23 protein-coding genes and 1 tRNA gene are annotated in these 25,005 nt (G+C 75.1%); 13 read left to right on the forward strand and 11 right to left on the reverse strand.

Features of this window, described 5'->3' with window-relative positions; all coding sequences use genetic code 11:
* Window positions 1–25 precede the first annotated feature (25 nt).
* The 10 genes from ET526_RS18245 to ET526_RS18290 all read right to left on the reverse strand — a co-directional run bounded on the left by ET526_RS18245 (window position 26) and on the right by ET526_RS18290 (window position 12,278).
* Window positions 26–2,638 carry a TIGR02302 family protein gene (locus ET526_RS18245; protein WP_135469907.1) on the reverse strand — a complete coding sequence of 871 codons (2,613 nt, stop codon included), beginning with the start codon at window positions 2,636–2,638 and terminating at the stop codon, window positions 26–28.
* On the reverse strand, window positions 2,602–3,990 hold the full coding sequence (gene lysA / locus ET526_RS18250; protein WP_135469909.1) for a diaminopimelate decarboxylase: 1,389 nt from the start codon (window positions 3,988–3,990) through the stop codon (window positions 2,602–2,604). The genes ET526_RS18245 and lysA overlap by 37 nt, the downstream gene beginning before the upstream one ends.
* A gap of 84 nt (window positions 3,991–4,074) precedes the next feature.
* Window positions 4,075–5,085 (reverse strand): Bug family tripartite tricarboxylate transporter substrate binding protein, encoded by a 1,011-nt coding sequence (locus ET526_RS18255; protein ID WP_135469911.1) that lies wholly within the window; start codon window positions 5,083–5,085, stop codon window positions 4,075–4,077.
* Between the two features lie 84 nt (window positions 5,086–5,169).
* Complete coding sequence (locus ET526_RS18260) at window positions 5,170–5,892, reverse strand: DUF1194 domain-containing protein (protein WP_135469914.1); 723 nt, start codon at window positions 5,890–5,892, stop codon at window positions 5,170–5,172.
* Between the two features lie 124 nt (window positions 5,893–6,016).
* Window positions 6,017–6,754: a hypothetical protein gene (locus ET526_RS18265; protein ID WP_135469916.1), complete on the reverse strand. Its 738-nt coding sequence runs from the start codon at window positions 6,752–6,754 to the stop codon at window positions 6,017–6,019.
* Entirely contained in the window at window positions 6,751–7,845 is a 1,095-nt protein-coding gene (locus ET526_RS18270) for a malate/lactate/ureidoglycolate dehydrogenase (RefSeq protein WP_192898722.1), read from the reverse strand. Before ET526_RS18270 ends, ET526_RS18265 begins: the two co-directional genes overlap by 4 nt.
* 48 nt (window positions 7,846–7,893) lie before the next feature.
* Window positions 7,894–8,994 (reverse strand): ABC transporter ATP-binding protein, encoded by a 1,101-nt coding sequence (locus ET526_RS18275; protein ID WP_135469918.1) that lies wholly within the window; start codon window positions 8,992–8,994, stop codon window positions 7,894–7,896.
* Window positions 8,995–8,997: 3 nt separating this feature from the next.
* Complete coding sequence (locus ET526_RS18280; RefSeq protein ID WP_240048469.1) at window positions 8,998–9,900, reverse strand: carbohydrate ABC transporter permease; 903 nt, start codon at window positions 9,898–9,900, stop codon at window positions 8,998–9,000.
* Window positions 9,901–9,902: 2 nt separating this feature from the next.
* The gene (locus ET526_RS18285; RefSeq protein ID WP_135469920.1) at window positions 9,903–10,847 is read right to left on the reverse strand and encodes a carbohydrate ABC transporter permease; all 945 of its coding nucleotides are present in this window, start codon (window positions 10,845–10,847) and stop codon (window positions 9,903–9,905) included.
* 72 nt (window positions 10,848–10,919) lie between these two features.
* Window positions 10,920–12,278, reverse strand: coding sequence for an ABC transporter substrate-binding protein (locus tag ET526_RS18290; protein ID WP_135469922.1), 1,359 nt, complete (start codon window positions 12,276–12,278; stop codon window positions 10,920–10,922).
* Window positions 12,279–12,459: 181 nt separating this feature from the next.
* On the opposite strand from ET526_RS18290, the gene ET526_RS18295 reads away from it, so the two are divergent.
* A complete protein-coding gene (locus tag ET526_RS18295; protein ID WP_240048470.1) occupies window positions 12,460–13,578 on the forward strand; it encodes an NAD(P)/FAD-dependent oxidoreductase in 1,119 nt (372 codons plus the stop codon).
* Entirely contained in the window at window positions 13,575–14,582 is a 1,008-nt protein-coding gene (locus ET526_RS18300; protein WP_135469928.1) for a threonine ammonia-lyase, read from the forward strand. The genes ET526_RS18295 and ET526_RS18300 overlap by 4 nt, the downstream gene beginning before the upstream one ends.
* On the opposite strand, the gene ET526_RS18305 is transcribed toward ET526_RS18300, so the two are convergent.
* Window positions 14,583–14,659: transfer RNA gene (locus ET526_RS18305), tRNA-Met, on the reverse strand.
* 201 nt (window positions 14,660–14,860) lie between these two features.
* Between ET526_RS18305 and ET526_RS18310 the strand changes: the two genes are divergently transcribed.
* Genes ET526_RS18310 through ET526_RS18360 form a run of 11 tightly spaced genes read left to right on the forward strand, consistent with a single transcriptional unit; the run spans window position 14,861 to window position 24,980 of the window.
* Window positions 14,861–15,721, forward strand: a complete 861-nt coding sequence (locus ET526_RS18310) for a hypothetical protein (protein ID WP_135469931.1) — start codon at window positions 14,861–14,863, stop codon at window positions 15,719–15,721.
* A 39-nt stretch (window positions 15,722–15,760) separates the two neighbouring features.
* Entirely contained in the window at window positions 15,761–17,107 is a 1,347-nt protein-coding gene (locus ET526_RS18315) for a hypothetical protein (RefSeq protein WP_204623705.1), read from the forward strand.
* Window positions 17,104–18,912 (forward strand): hypothetical protein, encoded by a 1,809-nt coding sequence (locus tag ET526_RS18320; protein ID WP_204623707.1) that lies wholly within the window; start codon window positions 17,104–17,106, stop codon window positions 18,910–18,912. The genes ET526_RS18315 and ET526_RS18320 overlap by 4 nt, the downstream gene beginning before the upstream one ends.
* Before the next feature lie 18 nt (window positions 18,913–18,930).
* On the forward strand, window positions 18,931–19,605 hold the full coding sequence (locus tag ET526_RS18325) for a hypothetical protein (protein ID WP_135469936.1): 675 nt from the start codon (window positions 18,931–18,933) through the stop codon (window positions 19,603–19,605).
* Between the two features lie 45 nt (window positions 19,606–19,650).
* Window positions 19,651–20,751, forward strand: coding sequence for a hypothetical protein (locus tag ET526_RS18330; protein ID WP_135469938.1), 1,101 nt, complete (start codon window positions 19,651–19,653; stop codon window positions 20,749–20,751).
* 27 nt (window positions 20,752–20,778) lie between these two features.
* Window positions 20,779–21,678 carry a hypothetical protein gene (locus tag ET526_RS18335; protein WP_135469940.1) on the forward strand — a complete coding sequence of 300 codons (900 nt, stop codon included), beginning with the start codon at window positions 20,779–20,781 and terminating at the stop codon, window positions 21,676–21,678.
* Window positions 21,666–22,562, forward strand: a complete 897-nt coding sequence (locus ET526_RS18340; RefSeq protein WP_135469943.1) for a hypothetical protein — start codon at window positions 21,666–21,668, stop codon at window positions 22,560–22,562. Before ET526_RS18335 ends, ET526_RS18340 begins: the two co-directional genes overlap by 13 nt.
* Window positions 22,563–22,591: 29 nt before the next feature.
* Window positions 22,592–22,969 carry a hypothetical protein gene (locus tag ET526_RS18345; RefSeq protein WP_135469946.1) on the forward strand — a complete coding sequence of 126 codons (378 nt, stop codon included), beginning with the start codon at window positions 22,592–22,594 and terminating at the stop codon, window positions 22,967–22,969.
* 3 nt (window positions 22,970–22,972) lie between these two features.
* Window positions 22,973–23,788: a trypsin-like serine peptidase gene (locus ET526_RS18350; RefSeq protein ID WP_135469948.1), complete on the forward strand. Its 816-nt coding sequence runs from the start codon at window positions 22,973–22,975 to the stop codon at window positions 23,786–23,788.
* The gene (locus tag ET526_RS18355) at window positions 23,785–24,549 is read left to right on the forward strand and encodes a class I SAM-dependent DNA methyltransferase (RefSeq protein WP_135469950.1); all 765 of its coding nucleotides are present in this window, start codon (window positions 23,785–23,787) and stop codon (window positions 24,547–24,549) included. The genes ET526_RS18350 and ET526_RS18355 overlap by 4 nt, the downstream gene beginning before the upstream one ends.
* 11 nt (window positions 24,550–24,560) lie before the next feature.
* Entirely contained in the window at window positions 24,561–24,980 is a 420-nt protein-coding gene (locus ET526_RS18360) for a helix-turn-helix transcriptional regulator (protein ID WP_135469952.1), read from the forward strand.
* Window positions 24,981–25,005: the final 25 nt, after the last annotated feature.

The raw sequence follows: 25,005 nt of genomic DNA on the forward strand, positions 1-25,005 counted from the left end.
CAGCCTACCGGTTTGTCCACGCGGCCTAGAACCGCCGCAGCAGGCGATCGAGGTAGTCGAGCTCCTCGGGCGGACGCTCGCGCTCGGCGGCGCGGCGGCGCAGCTCGTCCTGCAGGCGGCGGGTGCGCAGGATCTCGGCCTCGTCGGGCACGCGGGTGTCGCTGCCGGATTCCGCCTGCCCGCCGACATCGCGGGTGCGGCGGCCGAGCGGGTCGCGCCCCTCGCCCTGCGCCCGGGCTTGGTCCTGGCCCTCCCCGCCCTGGTCGCCCCCCGCCGCCATGTCCTCGCCGTCGCCGTCCGGGCTCATGCCGAACTGGCGCTGCATGGCCTGGGCCATCTGCTGCCCGCCTTCCATCAGGGCGCGCATGGCGCGGGCCTGGGCGTCGCGCGCGTCGCGGCCCTCGGAGAGGGCCTCCTGCGCCTCGCGCATCGCTTGGTCGGCGCGGCCGAGTCCTTCCGGGATCTCGCCGGTCAGGTCGCCGAATTGCTGCATCAGCTCGCCCAGCGCCCGGCGCAGCGCGCGCTGGCGGCGGCGGTCCTGCTCGCGCTCCTGCTGCTGCGCCTCGGCCTGCGCCTCGGCCGGAGCGTCGGGGCGCGGCCCCGCCTCGGGCGAGGGGCGCGGGCCGGGGGGCCAGCGCAGGCCCTGGCTGCGCTGCTGGCGGCGCTCCTCGGCGCGGCGCTGCTCCTCGGCCTCGGCGCGCTGGTGGCTGCGGTCGAGCATCTCGCCCTGGCGCCGCACCATGTCCTGCACCACGCCCATCTGCTGCTGGCCGCGCTGGCGCTGCTGCTGGCGCTGCGGGTTCTCCTGCCGCGCCACCCGCCCCTCCTCCAGCGCCCGCAGCATCTCCTCGAGCTCGGCGAGCTCGCGCTGCGCATCCTCGATCCGGCCCTCGCGCGCCGCCTCCCGCATCCGCTCGGTGCGGCGGTCCATGTCGCGCTGGTCCATCAGGCGGTTCTGCGGATCGAAGGGGATGGCCTCGGCGTTCTCGCGCTGCAGCCGCTCGGCCAGCGCCTCCAGGTGCTGGCGGATGGCCTCGCGCAGCTCCTGGATGCGGCGGTCGAGCTCGGCGCGCTCGGCCTCGGTCCGCGGCGGCTCGCGCTCGGCCTGCTCCAGCGCCTCGCGCAGCGCCTCGCGCGCCTGCTGCAGGGCGCGCAGCGTGCGGCCGTCGCGCCCCTCCTCCAGCGCCAGCGCCACTTCCCACAGCAGGTCCTGCACCTCCGCCACCGCCGCCTCGCGCCGGTCAAACAGGAGGCGGGAACGGGCGGCGCGCAGTGCCAGGTAGGTGGTGGCGTCGTGCTCGAAGGCCTCCGGCGCGCGGGCGATGTCCTCGAGCTCCCGCCGCGCCGTGCCGCGCTGCTCGGGGGCGAGGGAGAGCCCCTTGCGCACCGCGATCACGCGCCGCGCCACGGGGTGGTTGAAGCTGCGCTCGGGCAGGGCGAGGGCGGCGGCCTCCGACACGCCCTCCTGCTCCGCCCCGTCGCGGGCGACGAGGCGCACCGTCACCTCGAGCCCGGCCCAGGGATGGGCGGAGAGGTCGGGCTGGGCGGTGCCGCGGGCCTCGCGCGCCCCGCCGGGCAGCGACAGGTCGAGCACGAGCGGCGGCGCCTCGGGCCGTGCCCGCAGGCGGAACTCGGCGCGCAGGGCGGCGAGGCCCCAATCGTCCTCCGCCGCCCAGGGCAGGCGGATGCCGAGGCCGCGCGCCGCCCGCCCGGGCGCCTCGGCGAACCAGGCGCGCGGCGGCGCGTCGGCCTGCACGGCGAGCGCCCAGCGCGCCAGCTCCCGCCCGTCGCGGCGGAGGGCGATCTGCCCGCCCTCGGCGAGCGGCAGCTCGGCGACGAAGCTGCCGGGATCCAGCGCCCGCATCGGCATCGCCCCCTCCGCCGCCACCAGCTCCGGCACGCCGCCCCGGCCGCCGGAGAGCGCGACCTGCAGCCGGCTGCCCTCGGGCACGGTGGCGCCGCCGCCGGCGGCGGGCAGGAAGACCGGCGCCGCGCCGGTATAGGCGGGGGGCGTCACCCAGGCCTCGATCCGCAGCGCCGGCGCCGGCGGGGCAAGGGCGAAGGCGGGGGTCAGGGCGCGGTGCAGCCGCTCCGGCGCCTCCCCGCCCGCCATGACGAGCCCCGCGATCAGGCCGAGCAGCAGCGCCGAACGCAGCGCCCGCGGGTCGCGCCGGGCGAGGCCCGGCCGCGGCGCGCCGACGCGCAGCGCGCGCAACTCGGCCGCGGCGCGCGCCTGGTGCGCCCGCCACAGCGCCAGCGCCGCCGGATCCTCGGTGGCGGGGCGGTCGGCGAGCGCGGCGAGCGGCCGGTGCCGCAGGCCCGACTCCCGCTCCAGCCGCCGCTCCGCCGCCGCCGCGCCGGGCCAGGCGAAGCCGCGGAAGCCACGCCAGGCGAGCAGCCCGACCACCGCGGCGAAGCCGGCGAGCAGGGCAGCGTGCAGCCAGCCCGGCAGCAGCGGCGGCAGGCCGAGCAGGGCGAGGATGAGGAACAGCCCGGCCACGCCGAGCGGCGGCCACAGCCGGGGCCACAGCGCCTCCCACAGCAGGGCGAGCCGGGCGAGGCGGCGCCGGCGCGCCAGCGCCGCGGCGTGGCGGGGGGCGCTCAGGACACGCCGCCCGGCGCCGGGGCGCCGATCCAGGGCGGCAGGCGCTGGCCCGCGAACAGCGCCTCATGCGGCTGGCGGTCCCGCACCACGGCGAAGCGGGCGCCGTCCACCAGCACTTCCGGCGCGAGCGGGCGCAGGTTGTAGGTGCTGCTCATGGTCGCACCATAGGCTCCAGCATCCAGGAACGCGACGAGATCGCCCGGTTCCATCGCGGGCAGGGCGCGTCCGCGCGCGAAGGTGTCCCCGGTCTCGCAGACCGGCCCGACCACGTCGGCCGGGGAGAGGGGGGCGGCATGGGCGGCCGGGGCGACCGGCAGGATGCCGTGCCAGGCCTCGTACATCGCCGGGCGCATCAGCTCGTTCATCGCCGCATCCACCACCAGGAAGCGGCGCCGCGGCCCGCCCGCCGGGACGGGGGGCGCGCCCTGCTTCTGCAGGATGACCGAGGCGAGCAGCACCCCGGCGGGGCCGGCGATCCAGCGCCCCGGCTCCAGCATCACCGGCAGGCCAAGGCCGCCGAGCGTGGCGCGGATGGCGCCGGCCAGCGCCTCCGGCGGCGGCGGCGTCTCGTCGCGGTAGGGGATGCCGAGGCCGCCGCCGCAATCCACCCGCTCCACCGGCAGCCCGGCGGCGCGCAGCGCCCCGACGAGGCGGGCGAGCGCGGCGTAGGCATCGCGGAAGGCGGACACGCCGGCGGTGATCTGGCTGCCGATATGCACCGCGACCCCCACCGGCCGGAGGCCCGGCAGGGCGGCGAGGCGGGCATAGAGGGCGGGCGCCTCGGCGAGGGCGACACCGAATTTGTTCTCCGACCGTCCGGTGGTGATCTTGGCATGGGTGCGCGCGTCCACGTCCGGGTTGACGCGCAGCGCCACGCGCGCGACGCGGCCGAGGGAGGCGGCGAGGGCCGAGAGCCGCTCCGCCTCCTCCGCGCTCTCCAGGTTGATCTGCAGGATGTCCTCGGCGAGGGCGAGGCGCAGCTCGCGCTCGGTCTTGCCGACGCCGGAGAAGACGATGGCCGAGGCGGGGATGCCGCTCCGCCGGGCGGCGCGGAGCTCCCCCTCGCTGACCACGTCGGCGCCGAGCCCCTCCTCGGCCAGCACGCGCAGCACGGCGAGGTTGGCGTTGGCCTTCACCGCGTAGTGGATGCCGGCGTCGAGCCCGGCGGCGGAGAGCGCCGCCTTCAGCGCCCGGGCGCGGGAGCGCAGCGCGCCGGCGGAATAGACCCAGGCCGGGGTGCCGACCGCCTGCGCGATGCGGGCGAGCGGCACCTCCTCCACCCGCAGCCCCTCGGCGGGGTGCAGGGAAAGGTGCGGCCGGCCGGCGAGCAGCTCGGCGAAGGTCGGGTCCTCGCCTTGGGGGGCGAGCGGCAAGGGTGCGGCCATGGCACCCCATAGTGTGGCGCCGCGCCGCGGCCGGACAAGCGGGATGCGCGGCGGGTGCGCCGGATCACGCCCGCCGCGCCGGGATCAGTCCCGCCTGGCGCCGCTGGCGAGGATGATCGGGCGCAGCCGCGCTTCCTCCGCCCGGCGGAAGGCCACGATCTCCTCGGGCGTCGTCCACCAGGGGGTGGCGCCCTGTTCGAGGAAGGCCTTGCGCAGATCCTCGCTCTCCAGCGCCTGCCGCAGGAAGCCCGACATGCGCCGGACCATGGCCGGCGGCAGGCCGGCGGGGCCGCAGAGGCAGGTCCAGGAGACGATGTCGAAGCCGGGCAGGAACTCCGCCAGGCTCGGCAGGTCGGGCACCACCGGGCTGCGCTCCCTGCTGGTGACGGCGAGGGCGCGCACCGTGCCCTGCCGCGCCTGCGCCAGCGCGCCCGGGATGTTGTCCATCATGAAGTGCACCCGGCCCGCGATAAGGTCCACCATCGCCGGCGCCGCGCCGCGATAGGGCACGTGCTGGATGTCGAGCCCCTGCATCTGCTGCAGCAGCGCGCCCGAGAGGTGCAGCGTCGTGCCCGGCCCCGCCGAGGCGTAGGAGTAGCGGCCGGGATGGGCCTTCAGCAGCGCGATCAGCTCGGGCACCGAGCGCGCCGGCAGGTCGTTGTTCACGATCAGCAGGTTGGGCAGCCGCCACAGGCCGCTGATGAAGGTGAAGTCCCGCTCCGGATGGAAGGGCAGGGTCGGCTGCAGGGTGGGCGAGATGGCATGGGTGGCGATGCCGCCGAGGCCGATGGTGGTGCCGTCCGGCCGCGACTTGGCCACGGCGTCCGCCCCGACGAGGCCGCCCGAGCCGGTGCGGGGCTCGAGCACGAATTGCTGCCCCGTGATCTCGGTGAGTTTGGCACAGACGATGCGGCCGAGGATGTCGGTCGAGCCGCCCGGCGGGAAGCCGTTGATGTAGCGCACCGGCTGCGTCGGCCAGTCGGCGCCGGCCTGGGCGCCCTGAGCACGCGCCGCGAGGGGGGCGGCGAGCGCGCCCCCGATGAGGGCGAGCGCACCGCGGCGCCCGGGCGGCGCTCCGCCATTTCCTGTGTGCATGGTCCCTTTTCCTCCCTGTGCGGCCCTGCGGCCGCCGCGGAGAGGATGCTACAGCGCGGGCGGCGGCGGAAGCGCGGCCGGCCCTCACGCGGGCGCGCCGCCCGGGCCGCGCCGCCCGGCGATCTCGAGCACCAGCTTGCGCCGCACCGCCCGGGCGAAGCCGTGGAAATCCTCGGTCGGGATCACGAAGGCGCCGGGGCCGCCGATGACGTTCCGGCGGTAGTACTCGTCGAGCGGCAGGCGCATGCCCGGATGCGGCGCGTTCATGATCGGCAGGCCGTTGATGACGATGCCCTCCGCCACTGCGCGGTCGCGCGCCTGCTCGGCCGGCGGACCGGAGTTGTTGTCGCCGTCGCCGGAGATGTCGATCACGCGGCGCATCCCCTGCCAGGGCGCCTCGGCCAGCACGCGGCGGGAGAAGTCTATGGCGCCGGAGATCGAGGTCCAGCCGATGGCACGCGGCGGATGGCGCTCCAGCGCCTCGACCCAGGCGGCCGCCTCCTCCGCCGAGCCGATGCGCGTCCAGGGCACGACCAGGCGCTGCCAGTCATGCCCCGACCATTCGACATAGGCGACGCCGATCGCGCCGAGCATGCCGCGGCGGATCAGGGCGATGATCTCGGGGTCGGTGAGGGCGGCGTAGTAGCCTTCGCGCTGCAGCCGCGCCTCCTCCTCGTCCACCGAGCGGGAGACGTCCACCGCCAGCACGAGCAGCACATCCACCGTCTCCTCGGCCCGCGCCGGGCGCAGGCCCCGCGCCAGCAGCGCGCCGGCCGCCGTGGCCGCCAGGATGCCCCTGCGACGCATGCTCCGCCCTCCGGGCTGTCGCCTGGGTGGGAAAGCGCGCGGGGGCGGGCGGAGGTTCGTCGCGGCCGCGGATCGGGCGGGGCGGTGGCGGGGCGGGCACGCCCCGCTCACGCCGCCGGGCGTGTCAGGCGGCCTCGGGCGGGGTGCGGCCGGGCACCGGCCCCATCAGGCCGAGATCCAGGGCATGGCGGTAGGTCCGGGCGGCGAGGCCCGGCTCCGCCAGCAGCGCCCGCAGCCGCTGCCGCGCCGCCGGCAGGGCGAGCAGCGCCGCCACCGCCTCGGCATCGCCCGCCGCCGGGCGGGAGGGCAGGACCGGCCCGCGCTGCGGCGGCAGGTCGAGCAGCAGCCGCTCCAGCAGCCGCGCATCCGCCGCCGCCACCACGCCGCAGGTCATGGCGAACTCCGCCGGCCAGGCGAGCCGCGCCGCCACCAGCGCCCCCGCCGGGGCGGCGCCGAGGAAGCCGTCCATGACCCAGACCTCCTCCCCCTCCTCGAGCGGGGCGAGGCGGGCGCCGCCCTCCGGATGCGGGCCGAGCACGCGCCACAGGCCGAAGCGGGCGCGCCGCAGCGCCTCCAGCATCGCCGCCTCGTCGCTGCCGGGCTCGGGCGGCGCGGCCCGGGCCTGGCGCTCCAGGCCGGAGAGGTGCCCGCCGACCGGATCGAGCACGCCGAGGTCGAGCAGCAGGGCGTGCTGCGCCTCGTCCCCCGGCGTCGCCTGCCGGCCGTCCCACAGCGCCAGGGTGCGGGCCTGCTGCGCCAGGCTGGCGCGGGGGACTCGCCCCGCCGCGGCGGAGAGCAGGCGGCCCCGTGCCGCGGCCAGCCTCTGGTAGCGGAGCCGGGGGGAGGGCGCCGCCTCGCTCACGCCGGTGTCGGCACGCCGAGGCGGCGCGCGCAGCGCAGGATGCTCTCCCAGGTGTCGGGCTGCAGCGGCACGCCCTCGGCCAGGCGCTTCGCGCGCAGCCGCGCCTCCGGCTCGCCAGGGGCGAGCACCTCGCCGCCGGGCTCGGCAGGGCGGCAGGACTTCACCCAGGCGACATACTCCTCCGCGGCGCGGCGGAAGGCGGCCTCGTCGCCGAAATGCCGCGGCGAGAGGAAGACGGAGAGCATGCCGTTGGCGATGCGCCCGCGCTCCCGCACCGGCCCCGAGCAGCCCCCGCCGGTGAGCGCGCCGGCCAGCAGCTCGCAGACGAAGGCGAGGCCGGAGCCCTTGTGCTCGCCGAAGGCGCGGATGGCGCCGGCGCCGCCGGCCGGGTTGCGCGGCCCGGCCTTCTCGTAGGGGCCGTAGAGGGTGCGGGGATCGGCGGAGAGCCGCCCGTCGGGCTCGATCAGCGCGTCGGGCGGGAGCGGCTTCCCGCCCTGGGAGGCGACCAGCACCTTGCCCTCGGCGACGCGGGAGGTGGCGAAGTCGAGCACCACCGGCGGCGCGGTCGGCACGCCGACGCAGAAGGGGGCGGTGGAGAAGCGCCGCTCCGTCCCCCCGAAGGGAGCGACCAGCGTGCTGCCGGCGACATTGACGAAGTGGACGGAGATCAGCCCCGCCTCGATCGCCTGCTCGGCATAGGCGCCGACGCGGCCGATGTGGCCGGCGTTGCGCAGCCCGATCACCGCGGCGCCGTGGCTCCGCGCCCGCTCGATGCCGAGCGCGGTCGCCTGCGCCGCCACGGTCTGGCCGAAGCCGAACTGCCCGTCCAGCAGGGCGAAGGCGCCGCCGTCGGTGACGATCGCGGCGTTCCGGCCGGCGAGGACGTGGCCGGCCTCCTTCCACTCCACGTAGCGCGGCACGCGCGCGACGCCGTGGCTGTCGTGCCCGGCGAGGTTGGCGCCGAGCAGGTGGCGGGCGATGCGCCCGGCCTCCTCGGCGTCGCAGCCTGCGGCCAGAAAGATGTCGCGCACCAGCGCCTCGAGCGGGGCGGCGCCGATCAGCACGGCCTCGCCCGGGATGTCGGTGTCCATGCGGCCTCTCTAGACCGTCCCTCGCCGCCGGGGAAGGCGGCGGGCGCGCTACAGAACCCGCTCGGTCCGCGGGTCTATCAGGTGCATGCGGTTCATGTCAGCGGCGAGCGTCAGCGGGCGGCCGACCTCGGCGGGCACGGCGGGGTCGAGGCGGGCGCTCACCTCCGTGCCCTGCAGCCAGAAATGCACCAGCGTCTCCATCCCCATGGGCTCGATCACCTCGGGCCGCACCTGGAAGGTGGCGATGTTCGCCTTGTCGGTCGGCTTCTCCTCGGTCAGGTGCTCGGGGCGGAGGCCGAACAGCACCTCCTGCCCGGCATGGGGGGCGTAGCGCTTGGTGCGTTCGGGCGGCACCGGCAGCACGATGCCCTCGGGCAGGTGCAGGCGCAGCGCGCCGGCGCCGTTCTCGAGCCGCGCCGGGATGAAGTTCATCGCCGGGCTGCCGATGAAGCCGGCGACGAATTTGGTGGTGGGGTTGTGGTAGAGCTCCTGCGGCGGCCCGACCTGCTCGATGATGCCGTTGTTCATCACCACCACGCGGTCGGCCAGGGTCATCGCCTCCACCTGGTCGTGGGTGACGTAGACGGTGGTGGTCTTCACCGTCTGGTGCACCTTCTTGATCTCGGTGCGCATCTGCACGCGCAGCTTGGCGTCGAGGTTGGAGAGCGGCTCGTCGAACAGGAACACCTTGGGGTCGCGCACGATGGCCCGGCCCATGGCCACGCGCTGGCGCTGCCCGCCCGAGAGCGCCTTCGGCTTGCGGTCGAGCAGTTCGCCGATGTCGAGGATGCGCGCGGCGTTGTCCACGCGGCGGCGGATCTCGTCCTTCGGGAAGCGCCTGAGCGTCAGCCCGAAGGCCATGTTCTCGAACACCGTCATGTGCGGGTAGAGCGCGTAGTTCTGGAACACCATGGCGATGTCCCTGTCGCGCGGCGGGATGTCGTTCACCACCACGCCGCCGATGGCGATCTCCCCGTCGGTGATGTCCTCGAGCCCCGCGATCATGCGCAGCGTGGTGGACTTGCCGCAGCCCGAGGGGCCGACCAGGACGACGAACTCGTGGTCGGCGATCTCGAGGTCTATGCCCTTCACCGCCTGGACGTCGCCCTCGTACTTCTTGACGAGCCTGCGCAGCGATACCTGAGCCATCGGTCAACCCTTCGTCGCGCCGGCGGTCAGCCCGGCGATGTAGTAGTCCATCAGGAAGGCGTAGACGAGCAGCGGCGGCAGCGCCGCAAGCAGGGCGCCGGCCATGATCATGCCCCACTGGAAGGTGTCGCCCCGGATCAGGTCGGAGACGATGCCGGTGGTGAGCACCATCTGGTCCGAGCTGACCAGGAAGGCCATGGGGTAGAGGAACTGCGCCCAGGAGACGGTGAAGGCGAAGATGGTCGCGGCCAGGATCCCCGGCAGCGCGACCGGGATGAAGATCTTCCACAGCATCTGGAAGTGGTTGGCGCCGTCGATCAGCGCCGCCTCGTCCAGCTCCTTCGGGATGGAGCCGAAGTAGCCGATCATGATCCAGGTGCAGAAGGGCACGGTGAGCGTCGGGTAGATCAGCACCATCGCCCACATGTTGTTGTAGAGCCCCATCCCGCCGATGATCTGGAACAGCGGGATGAACAGCAGCGTCTCCGGCACCAGGTAGGTGAGGAACACCCCCGTCGCCAGCACCGTCGAGCCCCAGAAGCGCATGCGCGCCAGCGCGAAGGCGGCCGGGATCGAGATCAGCATGGTGATCGCCACGGTGCAGAGGGTGACGATCACCGAGTTGCGGAAGTGGATCGGGTAGCTGCCATGGGTCAGCAGCGCCCAGTAGTTCTCCAGCGTCGGGCGGGAGACCGTCCACGGGTTGCCGGAGAGGTCGGCGATCTCCGCGCTGCTCTTCAGGCTGGTGATCAGCATGTGGAAGGGCGGCAGCAGGAAGAACACCACGAACACCGCGAGCGCGGCGTAGGCGCCGATCAGCGCCCAGCGCCGCTCCCGCCTCAGACTGCCGACCTTGCGGTAGGCCGGCGCCGCCGGGGCGCCGGTGGCCATGCTGGCGCCGCTCATCGTCACAGGCCCTCCTTGGTGCGGCGGCTGACGCCGCGCAGGATGAAGATGGCGAAGATCGCCAGCAGCGGGAACATGAACAGCGACACCGCGGCGCCGAGCGGGATGTCGCCCGACTGGATGCCGACCTGGAAGGCGTAGGTGCCGAACAGGTGCGTGCGGTCCTGCGGCCCGCCGTTGGTCAGCACGCGCACGATGTCGAAATTGGCGAAGGTGACGATCAGGCTGAACAGCACGGTGATGGAGATGATGTTGCGCATCATCGGCAGGGTCACGTAGCGCAGCTTCTGCCAGGCGCTCGCCCCGTCGATCGCCGCCGCCTCGTAGAGCTGGTCGGGCACCGACTTCAGCGCGGCGAGGTACATGATCATGAAGAAGGGCGCGCCGTACCAGGTGTTGACCAGGATCACCGCGAAGCGCGCCCAGCCCGGATCGCCGAGCCAGGGCACCGGCGCCGCCCCGATGCCCGCCAGCAGCCAGTTGAAGGCGGAGTAGGAGGGGTCGAACAGCCACCACCAGGCGAGGGTGGAGATCGCCGGCGGGATCACCCAGGGCACCAGCAGCATGCCCCGCCACTTGCGCTGGCCCCTGGCCGGTAGGGTGTGCAGCACGTGCGCCAGCACGAAGCCGATCAGCGCCTTGGCGATCACGGCGGAGACGGCGAACAGCACGCTCTGGAAGATGACGAGCTGGAAGGTCTCGCGCCCGAGCAGGAAGACGTAGTTGTCGAGGCCGACGAAGCGCGTCATGCGCTTGTTCAGCATCGAGAGCTCGATCGCGTAGAAGAAGGGATAGACCACCAGCCCGCCGATCACCGCGAGCAGCGGCAGCGTCATCAGGAAGGCGAGGGTGGAGCGACGGCGCGCCAGCCGCTGCAGCGTCCCCGCGCGCGGCGGCGCGATCGCGGCCGGAATGCCGCGCGCCGTGATCGTGTTGCCGTCCGCCATCGCAGCCTCCCTCGCGGTTCTTCTATCCTCGGCGCGGCCCGGCGGCGGCGGCGCGCCGCCGGGCGACGGGGCTCAGCCGCGCCTGAAGCCCTCGATCTCGCGCTCCGCCCAGGCCAGGGTGCGTTCCAGGGGCTCGCGGTTCTGCACCATGCGCGCGATCATCTTCGCCTGGATGCCCTGGGCGTACATCTGCGCCGCGATCTCGGGCGGCGCCGGGGCGTAGGCGATGCCGGGCGTCGCGTTGTGGTGCGGCTTGACCGGGTAGTTGAACACCGTCCCCTTCGGCGGCTCCACGGTCGCCCAGGTGTCGAGGTCGGTCAGGCTCTCGAAGGGAGGGATGTCGTAGCCGACCGAGGCATCGACCATGCGCGCCACCTGCTCGCGCTGCGACATGTACTCGAGCAGGTCCTTGGCGGCGCTCTTGGCGCGGCTGAAGTTCCAGATGCCCCAGAAGAAGGGCAGGTGCGGCACGTAGTGCGCCACGGGCCCCTTCGGGCTCGGGAAGTGCCAGATCTGCTCGGCCACCTGCGGCGCGTCGCGCTTCGCCACCGCCCAGGCGGAGGGCGGGTTGAAGATCAGCGCCGAGCGGCCGGAAATCAGCGCCCGGTTGTTGGTGGCGTCGTCGGCGGCGAACATCTCCGAGGGGATGTGCTCGAACAGCCTGACGGCGTACTCCATCACCTGCCGCACCTTGTCGTTGTTGCGGACGGTGACGTTGCCCCGCTCGTCCACCAGGTGCGCGCCGTAGCAGGCGAACAGGGCGCCGATCCAGTCGGTGGCGTCGGAGAAGGTGCCGGCCGGCAGGGCGAAGGGGTAGCCCGCCTTGTTGCACTTGTCGGCGGCGGTCAGGAAGGTGTCCCAGTTCCAGTTCTCGGCCTCGGGGCCGAGCCGCGTCTCGGCCGGGTACATCGCCTGCACGTCGAGGCCGACATGCTGCTTGAACAGGTCGATCCGCGCCTCGGAGCCCTTGTACTGGCTGCCCGAGGTGGCGGGCACGCCGTGCCAGCGCCCGTTCACCTTGCCGAGATACTCCGAGGCCGGGTTCACCTTCCCGTACTTCTGGGACAGGCGGCCCATGACGTCGTCCACCGGCTCCAGCAGCCGGTGGTGGTCCTGGATCAGCCAGGTGGAGAAGGCGAGGATGTCGTGGCCGCGCCGCGCCTGCGCCTCGGCGGCGATGGTCAGCAGCAGCTTGTTGCCGACCGAGGTGATGAAGTCGAGCTGCACATCCACCCGGTTGCGCTGCGCCCATTCGTTGACGATCGCGCGCATCGCGTCGTTGCCGGCCGGCACCCAGTGGTCCCAGAGCCCGACCGCCAGCCGCCCGCCGGTGGTCTGGCCGTGCACGTAGGGCGCCGCAAGGGTGGTGCCCGCGGCGAGCGCGGCTCCGCCCAGCAAGGCGCCACGGCGCGTGATCCTGCTGCCTTCCATCTTCGTCTCTCCCTGTCGGCGCGGGCTTGCTGTCCCGGCGTCCGGCGGGCCCGTCGCGGCCCCGGACCGACAGACTAGGCGGCCCGCGCCTCGGCGCACAACAGCCACGATGCGGCGGAACGCCGCACCGGCCGCGGCGGGGCGCTTGCCGGCCGGCCGGTGCGGGGGGAGCATGGCGCCCATGGAGACCCATCGCTTCGAGGCCCTGGTCATCGGCGCCGGCATGGCCGGGGCCACCGCCGCCGCCCATCTCTCGGAAACCCGGCGCGTCGCCCTTCTGGAGGCGGAGGAGAGCGCGGGCTATCACGCCACCGGCCGCTCCGCCGCGATCTGGATCCTGAACTACGGCCCGCCGGATGCCCGCGCCCTCACCGGCGCCTCCCGCGCCTTCCTCGAGCACCCGCCGCCCGGCTTCGCCGAGGCGCCGCTCGCCCGCACCCGCGCCGTGGTCTACCTCGCCCCCGAGGCGCAGCGCGCGGCGCTCGAGGCGATGATCGCCGGGGGAGAGGGGCTGGTCCCGCTGCCGGTTCCCGAGGTCGCGGCGATGGTGCCCGCGCTCCGCCCCGGCTACGCCGCCGCGGCGGCGATCGAGCGCGACGCCTTCGACATCGACGTCGCGGCGCTGCACCAGGGCTTCCTGCGCCAGGCGCGGGCGCGCGGGGGGGTGCTGGCGCTGCGCCACCGCGCCGGGCGCCTCTGGCACGAACGCGGCCTCTGGCACGCCGAGACCGCGGGCGGGGCCGTCTTCACCGCCCCGGTGCTGGTCAACGCGGCCGGCGCCTGGGGCGACGAGGTGGCGCGGCTCGCCGGCGTCCGCCCCCTCGGGCTGCGCCCCAGGCGGCGCACCGCGCTGATCGTGGACCCGGCCGGGCATGACTGCGCCGACTGGCCGCTGCTCGGCGACGCCCTGCATTCCTGGTACGTGCGGCCGGAGGCGCGGCGCAAGCTGATGGTCTCCCCCGCCGACGAGACCGACAGCGAGCCCTGCGACGCCCAGCCGGAGGAGCTCGACGTCGCGCTCGCCATCGAGCGGATGCAGGAGGCGCTCGACATCCCGGTGCGGCGCGTCGAGCACCGCTGGGCCGGGCTGCGCACCTTCACCCCCGACCGCTCCCTGGCGATCGGGCCGAGCGAGGCCCAGGGCTTCTGGTGGATGGTCGGCCAGGGCGGCTACGGCATCCAGACCGCGCCGGCCGCCGGGCGGCTGCTGGCCGAGCTGGTGGACGGGCGCGACCCCGGCGCGCTCGCCGGCATCCTCGCCGCCGTGGATCCGCGCCGCTTCGCCGGGCCCCGCGGATGAGCGGCGCCCCCTCCTTCCCCGACATCGAGGCGGCCGCGGCGCGGCTGCGCGGGCGGGTGGTGCGCACGCCGCTCCTGCGCCACCCGCTGCTCGACGAGATCACGGGCGCCACGGTGCTGGTGAAGCCCGAGCCGCTGCAGCGGACGGGCAGCTTCAAGCTGCGCGGCGCCACCAACGCGGCGCTGCTGATGGACCCCGCGGCGCGCCGCGCCGGGGTGGTGACGCACTCCTCCGGCAACCACGGCCAGGCGGTGGCCTGCGCGGCGCGGATGCTCGGCATGCCCGCCCTCGTCGCCATGCCCGCCGACGCGCCGGCGATCAAGGTCGGGGCGACGCGGCGCTGGGGCGCCGAGATCGCCTTCTTCGACCGCCACGGCACCGACCGCGAGGCGCTGGCGGCGCGCCTCGCCGCGGAGCGCGGCGCCACCGTCATTCCGCCCTTCGACCATCCGCACGTCATCGCCGGCCAGGGCACGCTGGCGGTGGAGATGGTGGAGGATGCGCGGGCGATGGGCCTCGCGCTCGATGCGCTCGCGGTCTGCACCGGCGGCGGCGGGCTGGCGGCCGGCTGCGCCCTGGCGCTGGAGGCGCTGGCGCCGCGCGCCGAGATCTGGGCGGTGGAGCCCGAGGGCTGGGACGACACGCGCCGCAGCCTGGAGGCCGGCCGGCGCCTCGCCAACGACGGCACCGGCGAGGGCCTGTGCGATGCGCTGCTCTCGCGCGAGCCCGGGGCGCTGACCTTCTCGATCAACCTGCCGCGCCTCGCCGGCGGCGTCGCGGTGACGCGGGCGGAGGTGCTGCGCGCCATGCGCTTCGCCTTCGAGCACCTGAAGATCGTGGCCGAGCCGGGCGGGGCGGTGGCGCTGGCCGCGGCGCTGGCGGGCAGGCTCGCGGCGCGGGGCCGGGTGCTCGGCGTGGTGGTGAGCGGCGGCAACGTGGACCCCGCGACCTTCGCCGGGGCGCTGGAGCGGGGCCCGGAGGGTGCCGGCCCGCCGGGGCCCTGATGGTAGCGGCGGGCGGACTTGAACCGCCGACCCCGGCATTATGAGTGCCGTGCTCTAACCAGCTGAGCTACGCCGCCGCCCCGGTGCGGCGGAGGTAGGCCGCCGGTCCCGCCCTGTCAACGGAGGGGCCCGCCCTCCCCCGTTCGCGCTAGGGGGTTCCCGCTAGCGCCTCTGCCCGACTGCCGGCGGCGCCGGCGCGGCGGTTAACTGCGTGCGTGACCAAGGGCCCGGGCACGGGGGCGCAAGCCGCCCGGCCCCCGCATCGGGAGCACGCAGCGATGGCCGTCACCGAACAGGAGATGCTCGAGGACCTCGCCTACACCGAATCCGAGGGTCCCTCCGACATGATGGAGAACGGCGCCGATCCCTGGGACGCGTTCGGGGAGGAGGACGAGGCCGAGTTCTTCGGCGAAGCGGACGAGTTCGGCGAGGACGAGTTCGACGGCTTCGGCGAGGACGCCTTCGAGGCCGAGGAATCCCTCGGCAACGTCCTCGGCAGCATCCTCGGCGCCGAGGACGAGGACGAGTTCTTCGGCAAGCTGCTCGGCGGCATCAAGAACATCGTCAAGAAGGCCGCGCCGGTGGTCGGCAAGCTCGCCCGCGGCGCCGCGCCGATCCTGAGCATGATCCCGCATCCGGCGGCGCAGGTGGCGGGCAAGGTGGCCGGCGTGCTCGGCAACCTGCGCGCCGAGGGCGCCTCGGTCGAGGACGCGCTCGAGGCGGTGGCCGAGATCGCGGTGCAGGACCGCCGCGCCCTGCCGGTGGTGGCCGGGCTCGCGGCGCGCAGCGTGCTGAAGGACAAGGCGGCCGCCCTGCCGCCGGCGCAGCGCAAGCAGGCGGCCAAGGCCGCCACCGCCGCCGCGAAGACGCTCGTGCAGCAGGGCGGGCCGAAGGCGATCCGCGCCCTGCCCCGCATCGCCAGGAGCGTGCGGCGGACCGCGGCGAGCAAGGGCACGCCGCCGGCGATGCGCCCGCAGGTGCTGGCGCGCACCGCCGCCAAGGTGGCCCGCCGGCCGGAGCTGCTGCGCAACCTCAGCCGCCCGCTGCCGAAGGGGCAGGCCGTGGTGCAGCGCACCGCGGGCTCGGTGCGCAACATCCAGGTCCCCCCGGGCGCCACCATCACCATCACCGTCGGCTGAGCGGCGGCCGCCCTTCCCCATCCCCGGAGGCGCACGGCCATGCCAGCCCCGGCTCCCAGGCCCATCGGCGCCGCCCTGCCGGTGACCGCGGGCGTGCCGGCCAGGACCGCCATCGCCCGCTTCCTGGCCGTCAAGGCGCGGGGGCTGGCGAGCCGGGCCCGCCGCCTCGCCACCCTCACCCCGGAGAGCGCGGGGCTCGATGCCGACGACATGCCCTACGCGCCCTCGCCGGGGCATTTCCGCGCCGCCAATGCGCGGCTCGCGCAGATCGGCCAGGCCGTGGAACGGCGCCTCGCCGAGCTCGCCAGGCTGAGGGCGGCGCAGGCCGGCCCGCGGGACGTGCTGATGGCGCTGGCCATGGTGGAGCGCGAGGTGGACCGGGCGCGCCGCGCCTACGGCATGTTCCACGAGATCTTCGCCCAGCGCGGCACGCCCTTCGCGCCCTCCCTCGCCGCGCACGACGCCATCGCGCGCGACTGCTACGCCGCCGTCGCCGAGGGCGCGCCGCGGCTGCTCCGCGCGCCGCTGCTGGCGCCGATCAGCTACCTGGAGCACGGCTACTCCCCGGCGACGATGCGCCGCGGCGTCACGCTCTCGCGCCTGCTCGGGGAGAGCAACCCCTTCCCCGTCATCCGCATCCCCTGGGACCGCGACCGGCCCTGGCAGGCGGTGTTCCTGCACGAGGTCGCGCACAACCTGCAGGCCGACATGGGCCTCTGGGTCGAGAACCGGAACGCCGTGATCCAGCGCCTGGCCGGGGACGGCAGGCCGGCCCTCGTGGTCAGCATCCTCGGCCGCTGGCACAAGGAGATCTTCGCCGATCTCTGCGCCCTGCTGCTCGGCGGCCCGGCGGTGGCCTGGGGCATGGCGGTGTTCCTCGCCCATCCCGAGGACAAGGTGATGACCTACCGCCCCGGCGGGCCGCACCCCACGGGCTACCTGCGGGTGCTGATCCTGGCCGAGATGATGCGCCGCATGGGCTTCGCCGCCGAGGGCGCGCAGCTCGCGCGCATCTGGAAGGGCCTCTACGACCCGCGCCGCGGCCACCGCATGCCGGCGCTGCTGCTGCGCGAGGCGCCGCGCGCGATCCCGGCCGTGGTGGACGAGATCTGCTTCCAGCCGCGGCGGGCCCTGGCCGAGCGGGCGCTCGCCGGCATCCTGCGCTTCGGCGCCGAGCAGCAGGCGGCGATCCGCCGCGGCGCGCTCGGCCTCGCCCGCGGCCGGTGGCCGTCGGAGCTGCCGCCGCGCTTCCTGGTCAGCGCCTGCGGCTACGCCATCGATGCCGGCGCCGACATCCCGACCCTGTCGCGGCTGATGGTCGGCAACCTCTCGCGCGCCGGGGCGGCGCAGGCCGCGCCCGACACGCGCCAGCAAGTCGCCGCATGAGGTGGACGATGACCGAGGGCTTCCCGAGCGCCAGCGACCCGACCCCCCGCGACCGGACCGCCGTGGCGGTGACGGTGGACAACCTGATCCGCCGGCGGCTGCGCATCGGCGACCCGCGCGACCCGCGCGCCATCGCCGAGGGGCTGCGCCGCGCCTTCCCCGGCCAGGCGCGCAGCCTCGACCTCGAGGCGAGCGGCCTGCCGCTGCTGCCCGCCGCCGCCGCCCTGCCGGCGGCGCGCGCCGCCGAGGCCGGCCCCTCCGGCGCCGAGCTCGACCAGGCGACCGGCGACGTGGAGCGCGACCTGCGCGCCCTCGTCGCCGACAACCAGCTCAAGGACATCGAGCCGGAGCTGCAGGGCTGGGGCCAGGCGATCCGCGGCATCGTCGCCGAGGGGATCGGCGCCGCCCGCATCGCGCTCGACCCCCGCGCGCGCGACCGCGCCATGGGCGCGCGCCGCCAGCTCGGCGACTACGCGCGCCTCGCCCGCTTCGTCGGCGCCCTCACCTGCGGGCAGAACCAGGCCTACCGCCGCCTGGCGCAGAGCCTGGACGAGGTGGCGGCGCTGATCCTGGTGCTGATCGGCGAATCCCTCGCGCGCATGGGCACGGGCGGCGGGCGGTTCCTGCTGCAGGCGCCGGCGAGCGAGCTGCAGGCGAGGCGCGACGCGGTGATCCTGGCGCTGCGCAACCTCAACGGCGCGACGCAGGAGGCCTATGGCAGCAAGGACTGGCCCTTCGGCCTGCGCGGCCTGCGCGGCGTGCTGCGCCTGCTCGACGAGAGCGGCCACGCCGACCTGCGCGCCCTGTTCGAGGAGAACACGGTGGCGCGGCTGATGGACGACCTGCTCGACCGCGCCTCGAACGTGGATGCGTGGGGGCTGCGCGCGCTCGGCGCCACCGCGGCCTTCACCGTGCAGCGCCTGGACCGGCTGGTGCAGATCATCGACGACCGCGTCCGTCCCGGCTCGCCGCCGCTCGCCGCCTTCATCGAGGCGATCCGGCTGTTCGTGGACGGGTTCCGCGGCACCGGCAGCGGCTACCGGCTGCTGTTCATCGCCCGTCCGCCGGCGGTGTTCTACGGCCTCTACGGCATCGGCGGGCCGGACGCGCCGACGCGGCGGCTGATCGAGCTCGTGATCGCGCGCGGGCGGCTGGCCGAGCTGCTCGACTGCTACCTCGGCTGCGCCTGCTGCGAGGAGCCGGCGATCTGCCAGGTGCTGCTCGACAAGCTGCTCTACGACACCGACCGGGCGATCGACCTCTACGCGCTCGGCGCCCACAGCGCCGGCGACACCGAGCCGGAATGGCGCGCCGCCGCCTACGGGCTGCTGGCCGATACCTTCCTCCAGCGCCCCTACGCCACCTGCCTGCAGGGACTCTGCCTGCCCGCGCTCGCCGATCCGCACTCCGGCCTGCGCGCGACGCTGGAGGCCACGCGGAACCAGCTCGTCAACATCGGGGCGATGCTGCCGGTGGCCTCGCCGCCCAACCTCCCGGCGGCGCAGGTGACGCGCCGGCGCGAGATCATGCGCGACGAGCTCTGCCTGCAGCGGGAGATGGACCGGCGCTGTAGCGGCCTGCTCGCCACCATGGCGCCGACCTGCATCGGCGCCGACCGGGCGCTGGCGCGCATCGAGGACCTGATCGGCGACGCCATCGGGCGGCTGCTGCTGCCGGACAACCGGGAATGCCCGGCGGCCGAGCTGCGCTTCCCGCCGACCGCCGAGGAATCCCTGCAGGCGCTCGACGACATCCGGCAGACGCCGCTGTTCGGCGCGCTGGTGGTCGCCAACAGGCGGCAGTGAGAGATGGGGAGCACGCGCATGTACGAGAGAGCCTCCTTCACGGATCAGGCCAGCGGGCTGCTCGCCGCCTTCCGGGAATGGGTGGAGGTGATGATGGCCCGGCAGGTCAGGGAGATGGCCAGGGAGGACCCCGGGCTGCTCCGGGACCTGCACCGCCGCCACGGCCCCGGCTACCGGGTGGTGCCGAAATACGACCCCGAGGTGGTGCAGGAGCGGTTCGGCCGCATGCAGAAAGCCTATGGCGAGTGCACGGAGGCCCTGGCGAGAACCGTGGACGGCACCCGCGCCCTGGTGCGCGATCTCGACCTGGCCGCGGCCGGCGGCGCGGCGGCGGCCTTCGACTGCACCGTCCATGCCGCGCGGATGCGCGCGATCCACGGCCAGGCGCTGCTGTTCCACCTGCGCGCCGCGCAGGTGCTGTGCCTGGTGCAGGAGATCGAGGACGCCATCGTCTTCCTCCACGAATGCGAGCCCGACCCCTGCGCCGTGCTGCCGTTCGTGGCGGAGGACCGCCAAGCGGCGGCGGCCTACCAGGCGTTGCGGGAGGAGGAGCGGCGAATGGCCGCCGCCCCGCCCTTCGAGGAGAAGCGGGAGGAGGAACGGCAGGCCGCCGCCCCGCCGCCCCAGGAGAAGCGGGAGGAGCCGCCGCCCGTCGAGGGCGGCCGGCGCACCACGCCCCCGAAGGCCGGGTAGGCAAAGGCAGGCTCCAGGCGGACTCGAGCGCGCGAGGTCGTCCCCATGGCATACGAGACCCACGAGACCATCCAGCGCCTCTGGCAGCGCCTGCTGCGCGAGGAGCTCGCCGGCCTGCCGCCCGAGCAGCGCCGCGCCGTCGCCGCCGAGTTCGAGGCCCGCTTCGGCGAGCTGCTCAAGGGCGCCTCCGGCGACGGCGGCGACGCCTTCATGGACCTGGTCGGGCTCGGCAAGGACGGGGCGGTGCCGTTCGGCCAGGTGCCCTATCCGAGCCTCGCCGCCGATTTCGACGAGGCGGTGGTGCCCTCCCAGCTCCACGCCGCGGCCACGCTCTACTTCATCTACCAGCACGAGCGCATGGGCGTGTTCCGGGTGGCCGAGGTGCTGCGGCGCCTGTTCCACGAGGGGCGGATGCGCATCCAGCGCGGGCCCGGCGCGCGCACCCTCTACCTGCTGGAGAAGTGGCAGCCCCTGCGCTACGGCCCGCGCGACCGCCTGACCGCCTACATGCGGGTGTTCAACTACGGCAAGGCGCCGCGCCCGGCGGGCGCCATCGTCAACCTCAACTTCCACTTCCAGCTCGTGGCGCTGATGACCGCGCTCGCCCAGTATTTCCGCGACCTCACGATCGGGGAGGTGATCCGCGGCGGGCAGGAGATCGAGCAGCGGCCCTTCGGCACGCTGGCCACCATCCAGCGCCTCGGCGCCGACCTGCGCTACGCGCTCGACCGCGCGAGCTACGGCAACATCGTCGCGCTCGCGCATGAGAGCGGGCTCTACCTCAAGCAGCTCCTCGAGCTGTTCGAGGCGCCGGACATCAAGAAGTCCTTCGACGCCAACAACAAGTGGGACGTGATCGAGCAGGTGCTCAACCGCTTCCTCGGCGGCGCGCGGGAGCTGTCGCAGCGCGCCAAGATGGCGGAGAGCGGCCGGCGCGTGCTGCTGTGGGTGGCCGACAACGACTTCAGCGTGCTCGAGGACCCGCAGCGCTTCCAGGTCGAGGCGCAGCCTGCGGCCGCGCATGCCGAGGCCTGGATCGCCGCCTACCGCATGACCGACGAGGGCAGGCGCTTCCCCGGCGTCGCGCAGAGCCTGCGCTGGGCGGTCGGCCTGCCGCCGCGCGACGCGCGGATGGCGCCGGCGTGATGCGGCGGGGGCGGGAGGGGAGCGGCCATGGCCCCGCCGACCAGCCCCGCCTGCGCCGCCCTCCCTTGCCCCGCGCCCCCGTGCGCCGCCCTGTCCTGCATCGCCCCCCCCTGCATCGCCGATGTGCGGCTCTCGCTCGGGCCGGGGGGGCTCTGCTGGGTGCTCGGCCTCGCCCGCACCCTGCCGGTGTGGCTGGTGGAGACCCATTGGGCGATCGTCGAGGACCCCTTCCACCTCGAGCAGGAGGGGCTGGTGCGCGCCCTCGCCGCCCTGCCCGGCGAGCCCCTCGAGGCCTGCCGCGCCGCCCTCTCCGCCGCCTGCACGGCCTGGCGGGAGGCGCGGCGGGCCTGGCGGCTCGAGGCGCATGCCAACCTGTTCTGGTCGGCCGACCGGATCGCCGAGGCGACGGTGCCGAAGGACGGCGATGGCGGGCTGATCGACCGGCGCGACGCCCTCGCCGCCGGGTTCGACCGCCGCCAGGCCCGCCCGCCGGAGGCGCTCGACACCCTCGCCGACTGCGCCCGTGACGTGCTGGCGCTGGCCGCGGCGCTGGCCGCGACGCCGGGCGGCCGCCCGCCGCTGGTGCTGACGACGCTGGCGGAAGGGGAGGGCGAGCCCGCCCTCGCCCGCAGCCTGGAGGCGGCCGGCATTCCCTGCCGGCGCCTCGATCCGGCCTGGGCGGCGCGCTTCGACGCGCTGCTCGCCCCGGCCCTGCTCGGCGCCGGACTCGGCGCCGCACTCGGCGCGGGCGCCCTGCGCCTCGCCGGGCTGCAGGTGGTGGCGCCGGGGGCGCTCGGCGCCGGGCCGGTCAACGGGACCGACCCCGAACCGGACGCGCTGGCTTGGAACGCCGCCGCCATCGGCGACGAGGAGCGCCTCTGGCACGGGGCGGTCGCGGCCTGCTGGGAGGTACGATGCGCGACCTAGGGGAGAACTGGCCCGAGGCCCGCCAGGGCCGGAGGGGCCTCCATGGCGGGAGCGGGCTGGTCTGCGAATGCCGGCGCTGCCGCGTCCGGCGCGGCGCCCTGGTCGAGCGGCTGGCCGACCAGTCCCTCAGCGCGGCGCTGCGCCATGCCCAGGACGACCCCTGGGAAGCGGCGTGGACGACGGAGACGGACAGCCCGACGCTCCTGCCGAGCCTCGGCCCCATCCGCTGGTCGGCGCCGGTCAGCCTGCGCGACCTCAACAACCGGACGCCGGCGAGTCGCGCCTTCTTCGAGAAGGGGAAGCTCAGGCTGTACCGGATCTGCAGGCGGGGCGCGCCCCGCCCCCTCTATGTCGGCATGGTGCACGGCGCGAGGCAGAGCGTGGCCCGGCGCATCCACGATCATCTGAACCCGAACAAGGTCGGCAAGTCCTCCAGGAGCGCGACGCGGGCGCTCCTCCTGGAACTCATGCGCGACACGCCGGCCGCGGAGCTGAACCGCCTGATGATCCGCTTTGCGGAGCCGCCCGTTCCCGCGGGCTTCAGGAACAACCCGCAATTCCTGCACGCGGTCGAGCTGCTCGCCCAGCAGGCGCTGGACGCGAAGCACCGCAACAGGGGCGACGTGGTCACCTTCGAGGACGAGGATGACGACCGCGCCGGGCCCGAGGCCGGGGAGTGGCGCAACCGGCTCAGGAAGGCGGCACGCAGCGCGGGCCTCCTCCTCGCGCTCACCGGCGGCATCGTTCCGGGCCCGGCCGGCAAGGCGGTGCGCGACGTGGGCCGGGCGGTCGCGATGATCGGCGGCGCCAGGCCGGACGAGCGCAGGCACCCGACCGACCAGCCGCCGCGCCGCGACCCCGGCGGCGCCGGCCCGCTGCCCTGAGGGTCATGCCCGCCCTGGAGACGATGCCCATGAGGACGAAGCCGAACGGCAGCGGATGCGCGGAGGCCCCGGACCCGATCGAGGCCGAGCTGGAGCGGCTGGTGGCGGCGGAGGCCGAGGCCCTGGCCGGCGACCGCCCCGGCTGGGCGAGGGCGGCGCGCGCGGCGCCGGCGCGGCAGGAGGCGGAGCCGCCCTGTCCCGGCCCCGGCCGGGAGGCGACGGAGCCCGCCCCGGCGCCGGACGGCGGCGGCCCCGCCCCGCCGCGGGAAGAGCCGGAGGGGGAGGAGCCGCTCGCGGCGCTGCTCGACCGCGCCGCCGCCCGCCTGCGCCACCACCCCGAGCGGGCGGCGCTGCTCGCCCGCTTCCTCGCCGCGCTGGAAGAGCCCGCCCCGCGGGCGGAGGGCTGAGCCATGTCGCAGGACATCGAGGCCTGGTCGCGCCTCGCCGACCTCACGGAAGACACCGACACCGCCGTGATCGGCCCGCGCGACAGCCGGGTGCAGGAGATCGAGACCACCCGCTTCCCCTGGAACACCATGACCTATCTCTGCCGCGACTTCGGCGGCGGGATGTGCGCCGGCTGCAGCGGCGCCCTGATCGGGCCGCGGCAGGTGCTGACCGCGGCGCACTGCCTGTTCAGCCTCAAGCGCATGGCGGCGCCGCGCGCGATCCGGGTCTGCCCCGGCCGGCGCGACCGCGCCACCCTGCCCTATGGCAGCATCGAGAGCCGGGAGTTCTGGATCCCGCGCGCCTTCCGCGAGGGGCCGGCGCGGGTGGAGCACGATTGGGGCCTGATCGTGCTGCCCCGACCGTTCCGGGACCTCCGGCGCTTCCTGCCGCTCCGCGCGCTCGACGATGCGAGCCTGGAGCGGCTGCGCGCGGGCGGGCTGCTCACCGTGGCGGGCTACCCCTCGGACCGCCCGCTCGGCACCCTCTGGCGCCATGCCGAACGGCTGACACGCTTCGACCGCAGGCGGTTGTTCCACACGGTGGACACCTGCCCCGGCCACAGCGGCAGCCCGGTCATCGCCCGGGTCGGCGGCGCGCCGGCCATCATCGGCGTGCACACGGCCGGGCTGCTCGACGCCGAGGGGCGGAGCTTCGGCTGCAAGCGCGGCACGGTGCTGGCGCCGATGGGGGCGGTGAACAGCGGCGTCCGCCTCACCCCCGCCATCCTCGCCGCGCTGCGCGACCCGGCGGCGGCGGGCCTGCTGCGCCTGCCATGAGCCGGGCGGCGCCAGCCCCGGTCGCGCCCTACGCCTCGCTCGCCCCGGTCTATGACCGGCTGGTGGGCGATGCCCGCTTCGAGCTGATCTGGGAGGCCTTCCGGCGGAGTTGCCGCCACCACCGCATCGGCTTCCGCAGCTTGGCCGACATCGGCTGCGGCACCGGGCGGTTCCTGCACCGGCTCTCCCGCAACCCCGCCCTGCGGCTCTGCGGCGTGGACCGTTCCGCGGCGATGTTGCGGGTGGCGCGGCGCCGCCTGGCCGGGCGGGGCGTACGCCTGCTGCGCCAGGACATGACCCGCCTCGCCCTGCCGGAGCCGGCGGACCTGCTGACAGCCAATTTCTGCACCCTGAACTACCTGACCGAGCCTGCGGCCCTGGCGCTGGCGCTGCGCGCCCTGGCCGCTAATTCACACTGCAACGGTTACCTCATCTTCGATATCATCCTGGGTGGAACCACAGGCCGCACCCCCTCCGCTGTGCGGCAGCTCATCGAGGCGCCTGCTCTCCATGCGGTATGGGACATCCGCCCCGCACCGCGCTTCGAGGGAACGATCGTGAGCACCTTCACCTGTCTGCACGGCACCCGGGGCTCGAATTGCGCGCAAGAGGTGCATCTCCAGCGCTGGTGGCCGGCCGCCACGCTGCTGCCCGCCCTGGCGCGCGCGGGCTTCCGGGTACTCGGCCTGCACCGGCTGGCCGACCACGCGCCGCCCGGGCCCGGCGACCGCTGGGTGCAGGTGGTCGCGCGGCGGGGCTGAGGGCGGCCGCGATGCCCGCCGATCGTTCCCCTTCCCCCGCCCGGGACGGCGAGGCCGGGGAGGCCGGATCCGCCCCGGTGCTGGCCCGCTTCATCCTCGACGGGCATGAGTGCGACATCGTGCCGCTCGCGGAGGATGTCGGGGCGCCGGACGGGCTCGCCGGCACCCTGACGCTGGCCGGCCGCCGCTACGGGGTGGTCTGCACCCCCCATGAGGACCGGCCCGACCCCCTGACGCGGCTGAGCCCGCGGGAGTTCGAGATTGCGGCGCTGATCGCCTGCGGCTGCAGCGACAAGGAGGTGGCGCGGCGGCTCGGCATCAGCAGCCACACCGTGGGCGCCCACATCGCGCGCTGCTTCGCCAAGCTCGGCCTGCACAAGCGGGCCGAGCTGGCGGCGAGCGTCGCCAGGCGCGCCCAGCCGCGGCGCTAAGCCGCGTGGACAAACCTGATCCACA

It is taken from the genome of Crenalkalicoccus roseus (assembly GCF_004761865.1).
Lineage (GTDB): Bacteria > Pseudomonadota > Alphaproteobacteria > Acetobacterales > Acetobacteraceae > Crenalkalicoccus > Crenalkalicoccus roseus.